Below are 12001 nucleotides of genomic sequence, written 5' to 3'. Positions count from 1 at the left end.
CCTTTGACTCCTATGTATTTAAGCGATGGCTATCATTTTTTCTTCTAGTTCACACTCTGCCTGTTGGTTGGCGAGCATCACGGCCTCGTCCAGCATCGCCTTGATAGCCATGCCGACGGCTCGTGCCAAATAAGGAGGTACCGCGTTGCCCACTTGGGTGTAGCGCGGACATTCTTTTGTCCGCTGGCTCCCGCCAGTGGTGAATTTTCCGCGGAACTGGAACCAATCCGGGAATGACTGCAGTCGAGCAGACTCTCGTACGGTCAGTATCCTGGGTTCCTTGTAGTGGAGGACATCGTCCGGCAGTGTCGTAATAGTGGGAGCCGGAGCACTAGCTTGCATTGGGTAGATGCGGTGCTTCTTGAGTCCATATACTTGGCGTATCTCGGCGTTCATCCGTACGCCCTTGGCGCAGTTAGGGTCGTTGATGATCGCCTGGAACCTGGCCTTGATCTCAGGCTTGTGCCTGGCGAGGCGTAAGCTATCGATGATGCCATCGCAGCCTCGATGCATGAGCCTTTGGAACGCCGTTCGAGGGCCGGTATAGGCGATCTCTTCGAATTTCTTCGGAGAGTCGGGGTCATTGCAGGGCTTTGTTCCTCCATGACCTGTTTCCATATCCGAAATGGCATCCACGGCATGTATGACCTCGGGAAGACCGAGCTCATGCAGCTGCCTAAGTCGGGCTTCCTCTAGCAGCTCAAAGGCTCGGGCTACCCCGCCTTCGAGGTGTTGGGCCAGGTCCTTTCTGAGTCCTATCACTATCAGGCGTGGGCGCTTCTGAGGCACCCCGAAGCGAGAGGAGTCGACGATCTTGCCGAGGACTTGGTATCCGATCCTGTCCAGGCTTTCTACCAGCTTTTCGTAGTAGGACTGAGGTTTGATTGAAAGACCCAGCTGCTTCCATTTTTTTGCGGCGTGCGCGACCTTCATCCCAGGTACATTTTCAAGAACAAGGGCTGAAGGTCGGATCGACTGGACCATTTCTACGTATTTTTCAAAAAGCTTGTTGCGAGGGTCAGATTCATTCCGTTTCCCCGCAAAGCTGAAACCTTGGCAGGGAGGGCCTCCTGCCAGAACATGTACTTTGCCCTTAAGCTGGGTCAGCTCGTTCGGGTGCTGCTCCAAGACTTCGTCGATTGCCCACGCCTTCTTCTCTAGCCATGATGGCCATGAAAATTGGTTCACTGGTACTTTCCGCTCTTGAAGCAAGTTGGCGGATAGAGTCGAGAAAGCCATCTTGTCGCGTTCGATGGCAAACACACCGTTCATGCCCGAGAGCGAGAGACCGAGGGAAAGGCCGCCGCAACCTGCAAACAAATCTGCAAACATCAAAGGCTGATCGGAGGCGGGGAGTGGGGGAAAGTCTTGGGTTTTCATGGGCTCCTGCCCGGGCTCATCGAAATTAAAGGGAAGGAGCGTCTGGAGCTGCCCTTTGCTAGAGCCTGTAAATCCTTCGTAGGGGATTCCCTTCTCCATAAAGCTTCTCCACAGCCGTTTGGGTGGCTTCTATCGGGACTGCACGTGGCGTGCTGCTTCTGCAGGTCTTACGGGGGGCCTGACCGTGAATGATGAATTGCCAGGAACGCAAACGCAATGACTTCCTGCTGTGTTCTGGCAGGGCGCTATGTGCAGCGTAAGGCTGATATGTGTTTGATTTTCTAGAAATTCATATTCTGTCGGTGGCTGGAGGATCCGAGCGGGCTCGCTAATTATCATGTTTCCAAATGACGACGTCCGTGTGATCCATGCGTAGCCTCAGAGCAAGGCTTTAACTGTTTTTTTATACAGTAATTTGTGCTGGTGTTCAATCCCGCACGTGGTTTTCTGGGGAGCAAGAAATTTCCTCGTCTGGCTCGCGCTGTTTTGCTTTGGGGTGGCTAGCCGGTCCAGTTTCCTGCTGTTATGTACTGCCGTCGGGGCTGGCGGTTTTACCGAGGTGTAGGGACTTTTGCGGGGGATCGTTGAAAACCGTCGGATAATGTGGAGCAATGGCTGCAGCGAGCGCTCAAATTTATCCTATTAAAATCAATACCTTATTTGGTCGACCTCCGGCATGGGGTGCAAGGGGTCGAGTGTTCGAATCACTCCGTCCCGACCAAACAATCCCAACATCAAAGCCTGATCAGAAATGATCGGGCTTTTTTGTTTTTGTGCCATTAATCCTGTGTCGTAAAAGCCCACTTGCGCGAATGACCTCGTGTCAACAACAGCAATGAGGCGGGTTTAGCCGCATCATGCGGGTCGATTCGTGGCCACTTCGAGCGTCTGCACCCAAGTGAGCGCCCAGCTACAGCACCGCCGATTCGCTGTGGTAATGAACCTGGTGGGCCTCGCTTGGCAGCGGCACCTCCCATTTGAACAGCATGCGGCGGATATCCTCGTTACGCAGGCTGGTGTCGCGCCGGGTGTTACGCCGGTAGACCTCTTTCTCGGGCATCTCCAGATACTGGATCTGCACCTCGGCCTGGTAGGCGTACAGCAGGTCGAGGGTCTTCTTGCGCATCTGCGCCGACAGGTGCGTGGAGTTCCAGACAAAGGGCTGTTTCTCGCGCAGCAGCGACTTGGCCCGATCAATGGCGAAGTGCGCGGCGGCGCCTTCGTTCTCACCATGGCGCAGGCCCAGGGCCTCGCGGGCGTCGTCGAAGGAGATCACCGGCAGATCCGGGTGGTGTTTGGCCACCCAGGTGTTCTTGCCACTGGCCGGCATGCCGGACAGCATGATGACCCGCGAGCCCTCCGGCTCATGCAGCGGGTAGTCGGGATGCACCCGGGCACCGCGGAAGTACTGGATACGGGTGTAGTCATCGGCGAATGCCCGTGGCTCGTACAGGCAGCCTTCCTCGTCGGCCAGCTCGCGAAACAGCTCGATCTCGTCGAGCACGGCCTGCTTGCCCACGTAGGTGCGCCCCTGCATGTCCGCTTCCGCGACCGCGCAAAGCATCCATACCGGTAGCTCCCACGACAGCTTGTGCAGGATGAACTCCGGGCTCTGCCCGCTGCGATTGCCCGACAGCGCGAAGAACGGCAGTTGGTGTACCGAAATAATCCGGCAGACCTGTTCGCGCAACCCGAATGGCATGCCTGCCCGCCACAGCAGCAGGCGGGCATCCACGGCGCCGCGTCGCGAGTGCCCAGGCTGGCCGATGCGCCCGGTTTCGCTATCGATCACCGTGGTGTCCGGCTTCGAGATGTCGTGCAATAGCGCGGCCAGGAACAGCACCAGGCGCTGCTCCTCGGTAGCCTGCTGATAGCGCGGTTGCGCTAGCAGGGCCTCGACCACCATGCAGGTGTGGATCCATACGTCGCCCTCGGCGTGGTAGTGCGGATCCTGGGGCGTGCTGGCCAGGCGCAGCAGGGCAGGAATCGCTTCCAGGCATGCCTTCGCGTCGAAGCGCTGGCCCGGTTCTGGAACCAGGCTTTTCAGTTGTTGAATGTCCATTTTGTTGTTCTCCTTCAATAACCAGACCGCTGGCCATCCCAGTCCATCGACAGGCGAGGGGCATAGAGATCTACCCCGTCGGCCAGCAGATTGGGAATGAATGGCTGGTTCGTATGATGCTGGTCCGCTTCGAGGATCGCCTGGACGAAGTCCTGGCGAACCCACTTGAGGCGTCCGTTGATTTGTTTCTCGTCTTCGAGCTTCAGGTACAGGCCTTCCATCACCGTCGACTTGTCGCACTGCCGCCAGGCCCGTTCCAGGTCCAGGCCTTCGCGCTGCACCGTGGCTTCGAAGGCGCTGCGCCATGCCGGCGACTTGGCCAGCGAGTCGCCGACCAGCTCGAGCAGATCCTTGAGCCGCGCTGGTGCCAGCCCTTCATGAAGTACCGGCACCGACAGCACCGGACCGTCGCGCAGCAGCTGGCGCCGAGCTGCGGTCGACAGGAACAGGCCATGGGCCCGGTCCCAGATGTCGAACTCGCAGAAGAAGTGCGGCAGGCGGTCGTAGAACACCGAATGCTTCTTGTGCATCCACTCGCCGAACAGCACGTAGCGGTCTTCAAGGCGGCTCAGCAACCAGTCTTCGTGGGCCACGGCCCACTGCTTGAAGAGGTTGAACTGGCGCTCCCGACCGCCACCGGTCAGGTAGTGGCCACGCGATTGCAGCAGCAGTTCACCGGCCGCGGAGAAACTGATGCCGGCATTGGCACCGTCCAGTTTTTCCTCGACGACCAGCCACTGCCCGCTCAGCGAGGCAAAACGAACCTGATCGCTATCGGTATCGCCCGGCTGCAGGCGAGAGCTCTCCAGGTGGGGCGTGCGTGGGTATTTGTGTAGCTCGAGGTTTTGCGCATAGGCGCGGAAATCCATGTTCATGGGTTTTCTCCATTGCAATTGGGAAAACCGACGACAGGGATTTAGGCGGGCAAAATGTGGGAAGCGGCCACGCAAGTGCGCAGGCAGCCATCAGGCACGATGGACCGTCGTCGGTATCAGGCTTGTTGGCTGGAGCAGGGCACTTCGTTCACCACTTGAGAAGGGGGTGGAAATAAGGGGGCGCATTCAACATGCAAAAAAATGAAATGTCAACATTGCACTGGCTGTTGAACGCATAGACTTGGGAGTCGCTAACCCCTTTCGAGTTTTTTGACTCAGTCTTTTAGTGGTCGCTTGGCAGCTATGCTGCTGTCTTGTCATGGGGCTAACCTGTGGGCGCGAAATGTCAGCAGCGCTTAAGGGCTGCCTGGAAATCACTTTCGCCATTCTCACCCCACCATGCCGCAGATATCGTCCCACCTAGGTTATGAAGTTTCCGCAACAATTCTAGGAAAGACTCGATCTTCGCTTGTCCCCACTCGGGGCCCATTCGGTAGTCCAAGACCAGGCCGTCGGTAGATACGAAAACGCCTAAGTCAGGGATAACCTGATCGGTGCCGCGTACGCCGCCAAGAACGACATGAAATGGGTCGGCCAACCCCTCAGCCATCAACAAAGCATCGGCCGGGCCCGAAAATGACTTCTCGCTCCGTGTTGCTCGCATCCAGAGGTGTCCGCCATCAACGGTGACGTTTCTCGCTCCTCTTTCATATAGCAACGCAAAAGCTTCAACTGCCGAGGCTGCTTCTCGATAGGCCACTTCTATTTCTGGAAGAGAGCCGTCATCCGTTGAAAAGTACTGTGCCAGATTCAAATCGATCTCCTGCTGCCAGGTGCGTCCATGCTTTGTGCACAGATATGGGGCGAGTGACACAGTTTTTCCTTCCACAATGTAACCCTGCGGTATGATTATTAAGTCTTTTTAAATTGAGTAAATGCGTCCGAGCTGATCTGGCTAGACATGGACATCTGGCACAAGTATCACGCCGAATCGTTAAGGGAGATATCAGGTTGGCTAGAATGTGGATGGTTCGCGGTGAGGGTGGGGCGCGTTATGACTCGTTCCGGGAGCTTGGAATAGCTGCCATCGGCTGGCGTCAGTTGGCCCCTCATGCGAAGCCGGGCTTGAGCCGCAAGCAGCTGATAGCGCTTTATCAGTCCATAGAGCCAACGGCAAAGCAGGGCACCGTGATTTCCGGAGCCTCCCAGGTGTGGCGCTTCATCAACGAGATTCAGGTAGGGGATTGGGTCGTTACCTATTCGCCGGCCAACCGTCTCTACTTGATTGGCACCGTCACGGGGCCGGTTAAGCACCAACCCGAGCGAGCGGACGAGGGCCTGTCGCTAGCACGTGATGTTCAGTGGCAGTCGCGAGAGTTGGCGCGCGACAGTTTCAGCAGCACCACCAAAAATAGCCTGGGCTCGACGCTAACGGTGTTCGAAGTGCCCTCTAGTGCTGCTACCGAAATCCTTTCGGTGTTGAAGGGCAAACCAGCACCGGTAGCAGAAGAGGACGTTGAAGATGTCTTGGCTGATCCTCTGGCCGATATCGAAGAGCGTGCTCGTGAGCAGATCAAAGATCTGATCGTCAGCCTGGGCTGGAAGGAGATGCAGGAGCTTGTCGCTGGCATTTTGCGCGCTATGGGTTACAAGACCCAGGTTTCTCCAGATGGCTCGGACCGGGGTAAAGACATCGTGGCTTCCCCTGATGGTTTCGGCTTCGAACACCCACGTATCGTCGTAGAGGTTAAACACCGTAAGGGGCAGATGGGCAGCCAGGACATTCGGGGCTTTCTGGGCGGCCGACACAAAGATGATCGTGGGCTGTATGTGAGCACCGGCGGGTTCACGAAAGACGCCCATTACGAGGCTGACCGTGCTTCCATTCCTCTGGCTATGTGGACGTTAGAGCATGTCGTGCGAGCCTTGATCGAGCACTACGACAATACAGATGCCGAGACGAAGCGACTGGTGCCCTTGAAGCGGCTTTATTGGCCTGCTTGATCGTGTCTGTGCTGTATTCAACGTGAATGTAATACCCGGTAGTGGATGTTGTTAGCATCATCCGAATTGGATTTAGGCTGGATCATGGATAAGAAATCACTTTCTGAGCGGGAGGTATGCAGCAAATAAATTGCACAGTTCCCCCCAGAAAAACCTCCGCTGAATTCGACTGATAAACCCCATCTCGACCCCCTTCCGATCAGTCTCATGCGATACCACATCTCGCTCGAAAATCAGCGCAGCCCACAGCCAGTGGGTGCGCTTGCCGTCTAGCCAACGTTCTGTCGCATTAATTGGCAACCTGATTGGTTGCAGTAGGTATTGCCGGTCTACCAGCATGCTCTTGATAGTGGCAAAATGATCTCTCTTAAAGGATGTTACGGCATTCATCCAGCTTGGGTGCGTAGATGGATGCAGTACGAGCATATGCAAGGAATGTATGATTTCGATCCAAGTAGATGGTCAGGACAAAGCCGCAGGAATCGCCAAATGGTGGCTCTGGAATGACAAACAAGAGGGACTTCAGCTGCGTTGCTCTTATGCAGATAAAAGCAAAGCCACTTTTCCACTGAGCGACTGCAATATCGCCCCCACTCGTGAAGTGGGCGAGATGTTGTTGACCAGGCTTGGTAGCTCGATCATCACGCCCATTTCCAGAGCCACGATCTATGGCGAGCGATATGCCGTCGTGCTTCATGTGGGCTCTGACGACCCCTATATCTATAAAGTCGAAGATATCTGTTTCACCGAACAGTCGGCGATGAAGGGCGCCGCAGTTTTCAATTACCTTATCGCCGTGGCGATGGCTCGGCAAAGCCACGCTGAATCGAAGGCGGATCTTGATATCGCCGCCAACGTGGTGCGCCAACTCGAGCGTTTACCTGCCAATGCTGATACCGCTTTGCATGCCTACTGCACGGCCCAGAATGGGGCGCTCGATGGGGGAGAAGGACTGATCTTTCCATTCGGCCTTAACGAGAGCCAGCTTGCCGCTGTAGAGCGGGCTTTCAGCGCGCAGGTCAGTGTGATCGAGGGCCCGCCGGGCACCGGCAAAACCCAGACCATCCTCAACATAATTGCCAATATCCTGTTACGCGGGCAAACGGTTGCAGTGCTTTCCAACAACAATGCAGCTGTCGAGAACGTCTACGAAAAACTGGAGAAATGTGGCCTTGGTTATTTGGTTGCCAAGCTGGGCAACGGAGATAATCGCAAAGACTTCTTCGCTGATTTACCTGCCTGGCCATCGACAGAACCTGAGCCTGCTCCGGCGCTTGAAGAAATTCAGGCTCAGTTGGCGCACTTGAAGCAGTACTTGGAGGATCACAATCGAGCTGCGCAGTTGGAAATGGAGCTCGATGAGCTAGCTGTTGAGCGCCGCTACCTGCAACAGTGGCAGGAAGACAGCGGATTGCAGGCCGCTGCTTCGCTGGAAAAGTACGGGCTGACGCCGCGTAAGACGGCTGATCTGATGGCCTACCTTGCCTACCTGGGTGAAGAGCGTATCCGGCTCAAGGATCGTATCGAGCTGCTGCTCAATTTCAAAGTTTTTCGGGCTAAGCCATTTGCTCAAGGTGATGCACGCTTATCCGTATTCCATGCACTGCAGATGCACTATTACGACAAAGTGCTGTTGGAAAAGCAGGCACAGCTTCAAAAATGTCGTGACTCGCTTGCCCGTGGGAATTTCGAGGCCTCGCTGGATAAATTGAAGGCGGGCTCGATGAAGCATTTGAAACACCATTTGCACGCTAAAGGGCGACCCTCAGTCAGCTTCGATGCCAAGACGTATCAGCAACAATTCGACGCCTTTCTGCAGCGCTTTCCAATTGTGGGCAGCGGCACGCACTCGATCATCAATTCAATTGCTCGGGGAGCGATCCTCGATTATGTGATCGTTGATGAGGCTTCACTGCAGGATATCGTGCCGGGCATTCTGCCGATGGGCTGCGCGAAGAACCTGATCGTTGTCGGTGACAACCGTCAGTTGGCGCATATTCCCAAGTTGCTTGGCCTGCCCGCCCCTGCAGACGCCTACGACTGTGAGCGCCATAGCCTGCTCGATTCATGCATTGCGGTATTCCAGGAAGCGTTGCCTAGAACGCTTTTGAAAGAGCATTACCGCTGCCACCCCAGGATCATCCAGTTCTGCAACCAGCAGTTTTACGGCAATGCATTGGTGCCGATGACCAAAGACAACGGTGAAGAACCATTGAGTTTGGTCATTACGGGCAAAGGAAACCATGCTCGTAAGAACACCAATCTTCGAGAGTTGGACTCTTTGCTCAAGGTGCTCGATGAGGCAGGCGAACCCTACGGCATCGATGAAGACGGTCGCGGTTTTATCGCGCCGTTTCGGGCGCAGGTCACGCTTTCCGGCTCCCACCTGCCAGAGGATTTCATCAAGGACACCGTGCACAAGTTCCAGGGGCGTGAGTGCGACGAGATCGTTTTTTCTACCGTGCTCGACAAGAAGCAGTACAACCAGACGCGTAACCGTTTGGATTTCGTTGATGACCCTCGGATGATCAACGTGGCGGTTTCACGCGCCAAGCATCGTTTTACGTTGGTAACCGGTGACGATGTGTTCGCCAGCAACAATAGCCATGTTGCGGCCTTGATGCGATACATCGCCTATTACGCCCAGGACGAGCAGATCGTGCGTGCCCCGGTGGTGTCTGCCTTTGATCTGTTGTACCACGAGTACGACCAATCTCTGGCGCGGTTGGAGGGGCGTTTACGTCCGGACGACTCACGCTATAAGTCTGAGCAGATTGGCGAGCAGCTATTGCGCGAGGCACTTGCCGTACCAGCGTGCCAAGCACTGACTTACCACAAACAGATCAAGTTGAACCAAGTCGCTTCGCCGACAAATCCCAGTTTGACGGAGCGCGAACTGGCGTTCATGACGAGGGCGAGTTGCGATTTCGTTGTTTATTTCAAAGTGGGTAAAACCCCTTTGGGGGTGATCGAGGTGGATGGTGGCTTTCACGATCGACCCGATCAGGCCGCACGGGACGCGTTGAAAAACAGCATCTTGGCAAAAAGCAACATTCCTATCTTGCGCTTGCGCACGGTTGAAAGCCGTATTGAAGAGAGGATTGCCGATTTTGTCGCGCAGTGGGCAAGCCCGGCAGCTGAACCTGCGCAGGTGGAGGACACCGTCGCGGTATAGCCATCACGCAGGCATTTGATTGGCACGGCCGCTGCCGCTTGTCGAAACCATTGCACTCCCGTTACGCGCGGCTTTTCAGACCTGTATGCGCAGATGTCCTGCGTCGTTACGGGAGTGTGGTCATGGCAGTCGAACATAACGAATCAGAGTCCGCTTTCGAGTCTTCCAGCAACAAGGAAGTGGATACCGGAGCAGGGCATAGCTCGGGGCTGGAAAAGGCAAAGTCGGAGCCCAAGCAGGGTACTAACGAGGCCGAGGCCAAGAAGAATCGTGTGGACTGGACGCCGCCAGCGGGCAATCCGGGTTCGGATCAGGATGCGCTGAAAGAGCGTGAGAATGGTACGGCGCGGACGGATGAGCGTTAGTCATCTTTCCTCGGTGCTGATTTAGCTGCGTTGCCTTGGTGATGCCTTCTTTGAGTGTGGGGTGTGCTGGCGATTTTTCGCGGGCATGGCCCGCTCCCACATTCGGCTGATTTTCTCTAATCGTGATTCTGCCTTGCGGTTGTTAGTGGCGCGCAAAGGCTGGCCGCCACGTAGGGCTTTGGCCGTAGCTGAATAGACAAACAGGACGTGAACAATGCCCGCCGCAAATACCCCGCCAACTCCCACATTGAAGCGTGCGATCACCGGCTCGATGCTGACCCTGTTCATTCTTGGCGATGTGCTGGGCGCTGGGGTGTATGCGTTGGCGGGAGTGATCGCTGGCGAGGTGGGCGGGGCGGTCTGGGTGGCGTTGCTGGTGGCGCTGGGCTTTGCGTTGCTTACAGCGGGTTCGTACGCCGAGCTGGTTACCAAGTACCCCCATGCCGGGGCCTCGGCGGTGTTTGCGGCCAGGGCGTACAAGTCGCCGCTGGTGTCGTTTCTGGTGGGCTTTTGCATGCTGGCTGCTGCGGTGACCAGTGCGGCGGGGCTGTCCCTGGCGTTTGCCGGGGATTACCTGGCAGCGTTCGTCGACGTTCCCGCCCATGTGGCGGCGCTGGTTTTTCTTGTGGTGATTGGCCTGCTCAATGCGCGGGGCATCAAGGAGTCGCTGTCGGCCAATCTGGTGATGACTACTATCGAGCTGTCCGGGCTGCTGCTGGTGATAGTCGCTGCGGCGTGGTTCCTGCGCGGCGGCGAGGGGGATTTCAGCCGGGTGGTGGAGTTCAAGGCGGGGGTCAACCCGGCCTATGCGGTGCTGGGTGCGGCGCTGCTGGCGTTCTATTCCTTCGTGGGTTTCGAGACCTCGGCCAATTTGGCCGAAGAAATTCGTGACGTGCGCAAGACCTACCCACGGGCGCTGTTTGGCGCCTTGCTGATTGCCGGAGCGATTTATATGGCGGTGGCCATCGGGGCGGCGGTGGTGATGTCCGTGGAACAGTTGGCCCATTCCACCGCGCCGCTGCTGGAGGTGGTGAAGGCCTCGGGCCTGGGCATCCCGGCGCAGTTGTTCGCCTTTATCGCGTTGATCGCCGTGGCCAACGGCGCCTTGCTGACGATGATCATGGCCAGTCGCCTGGCCTATGGCATGGCCCATCAGGGCTTGTTACCGCGTTTGCTGGGCGGAGTGCTGGCCGAACGGCGTACGCCGGCGGCAGCCATCGTGGCGACCACGCTGGTGGCCATCGTGCTGACGCTGACCGGCTCGCTGGCCACCCTGGCGCAGACCGTGGTGCTGTTGTTGCTGTTCGTGTTCATCAGCACCAACCTGGCGGTGCTGGTGCTGCGTCGGGACAAGGTCGCGGCGGACCATTTCCGCGTGCCGACCTGGGTACCGGTGCTCGGCGTGGCCTCGTGCCTGCTGCTGATGAGCCAGCAGGACGCGCAAACCTGGCTACGGGCTGGCGCGCTATTGCTGGTCGGCGTGGTGCTGTATGGCATCACCCGGGCCGGCGGGGTGAAGCCGCTGAAGGCCGAGGACTACAAGGTGGTGGACAGCTGAGCGGGGCGACTGCCAACGCCCGAGTAAAGGTGGCACGCAGCGGATGATTGCAGTCGGTTTCATAGTGCCATTAGCACGCCTGTGCTAATGACCGGGCTTTGGTGCGGGGTTATGGTTCGGTGGTATCTCCAACGTTTTCAAGCCCTTGCGCATTTGCAGCGAGGCAACCGTTCGTTGTGGAGCATCACTACAATTTCAAGGAAGCACACCATGAAACTGCGTTCCCCGGTCACCTCTCTCGCGCTGCTTGGCGCCCTGTTCGTTGGCCTTGCTGGTTGCAGCAATATCAAGCCGTCCGAAGATAAGCTCAAGTCGCTGGCCGAGACCAACCTGGGCGAGCCGGTAAGCAGCGTCGGCAACGTGCGCAGCGACTCCATGCAGACCTATTTCGTCGCGCGCACGAGTTCGGGTGACTACAACTGCACCGTGCCCAGCGGCGCCAGCGGTGCCTCCTTCGCTGTTGCCAGCTTCGGCCTGATGCAGCCTTCTGCCTATTGCCAGAACAAGGGCAGTGGCAACGGCCGGCCCGCGCCGTTCGGCCAGTAAGGCCAGGGCCACTGGCCCGAATCCAGAGCCCCAGTG

10 protein-coding genes are annotated in these 12001 nt (G+C 57.1%); 5 read left to right on the top strand and 5 right to left on the bottom strand.

Annotated elements, in window-relative coordinates:
* Positions 1-18: 18 nt before the first annotated feature.
* The 4 genes from BVH01_RS22910 to BVH01_RS22895 all read right to left on the bottom strand — a co-directional run bounded on the left by BVH01_RS22910 (position 19) and on the right by BVH01_RS22895 (position 5131).
* Positions 19-1479 (bottom strand): DNA cytosine methyltransferase, encoded by a 1461-nt coding sequence (locus BVH01_RS22910; RefSeq protein ID WP_139317893.1) that lies wholly within the window; start codon positions 1477-1479, stop codon positions 19-21.
* A gap of 811 nt (positions 1480-2290) precedes the next feature.
* Positions 2291-3442 (bottom strand): AAA family ATPase, encoded by a 1152-nt coding sequence (locus tag BVH01_RS22905; protein ID WP_075932518.1) that lies wholly within the window; start codon positions 3440-3442, stop codon positions 2291-2293.
* 14 nt (positions 3443-3456) lie between these two features.
* Positions 3457-4317 (bottom strand): RNA ligase family protein, encoded by an 861-nt coding sequence (locus tag BVH01_RS22900; RefSeq protein WP_075932517.1) that lies wholly within the window; start codon positions 4315-4317, stop codon positions 3457-3459.
* Between the two features lie 346 nt (positions 4318-4663).
* On the bottom strand, positions 4664-5131 hold the full coding sequence (locus BVH01_RS22895) for a hypothetical protein (protein ID WP_075932631.1): 468 nt from the start codon (positions 5129-5131) through the stop codon (positions 4664-4666).
* A 197-nt stretch (positions 5132-5328) separates the two neighbouring features.
* Between BVH01_RS22895 and BVH01_RS22890 the strand changes: the two genes are divergently transcribed.
* A complete protein-coding gene (locus BVH01_RS22890) occupies positions 5329-6321 on the top strand; it encodes a restriction endonuclease (protein ID WP_075932516.1) in 993 nt (330 codons plus the stop codon).
* Between the two features lie 96 nt (positions 6322-6417).
* Here BVH01_RS22890 and BVH01_RS25355 read toward each other — a convergent pair whose 3' ends face one another.
* Positions 6418-6660 carry a LasR-specific antiactivator QslA gene (locus tag BVH01_RS25355; protein ID WP_075932515.1) on the bottom strand — a complete coding sequence of 81 codons (243 nt, stop codon included), beginning with the start codon at positions 6658-6660 and terminating at the stop codon, positions 6418-6420.
* A 100-nt stretch (positions 6661-6760) separates the two neighbouring features.
* Between BVH01_RS25355 and BVH01_RS22880 the strand changes: the two genes are divergently transcribed.
* From BVH01_RS22880 to BVH01_RS22865, 4 genes are all read left to right on the top strand, one after another.
* Complete coding sequence (locus BVH01_RS22880; protein WP_075932514.1) at positions 6761-9496, top strand: AAA domain-containing protein; 2736 nt, start codon at positions 6761-6763, stop codon at positions 9494-9496.
* Positions 9497-9618: 122 nt separating this feature from the next.
* On the top strand, positions 9619-9861 hold the full coding sequence (locus tag BVH01_RS22875; protein WP_075932513.1) for a hypothetical protein: 243 nt from the start codon (positions 9619-9621) through the stop codon (positions 9859-9861).
* A gap of 214 nt (positions 9862-10075) precedes the next feature.
* Positions 10076-11419: an APC family permease gene (locus BVH01_RS22870; RefSeq protein ID WP_075932512.1), complete on the top strand. Its 1344-nt coding sequence runs from the start codon at positions 10076-10078 to the stop codon at positions 11417-11419.
* A 210-nt stretch (positions 11420-11629) separates the two neighbouring features.
* Positions 11630-11965, top strand: coding sequence for a hypothetical protein (locus BVH01_RS22865; protein WP_075932511.1), 336 nt, complete (start codon positions 11630-11632; stop codon positions 11963-11965).
* The last annotated feature ends 36 nt before the right edge of the window (positions 11966-12001 follow it).

The sequence above is a fragment of the Pseudomonas sp. PA1(2017) genome (assembly GCF_001945375.1).
Classification (GTDB): domain Bacteria; phylum Pseudomonadota; class Gammaproteobacteria; order Pseudomonadales; family Pseudomonadaceae; genus Aquipseudomonas.
The sequence above is the reverse complement of the archived record's forward strand: the minus strand, read 5'-3'. Positions and strand labels throughout refer to the sequence as shown.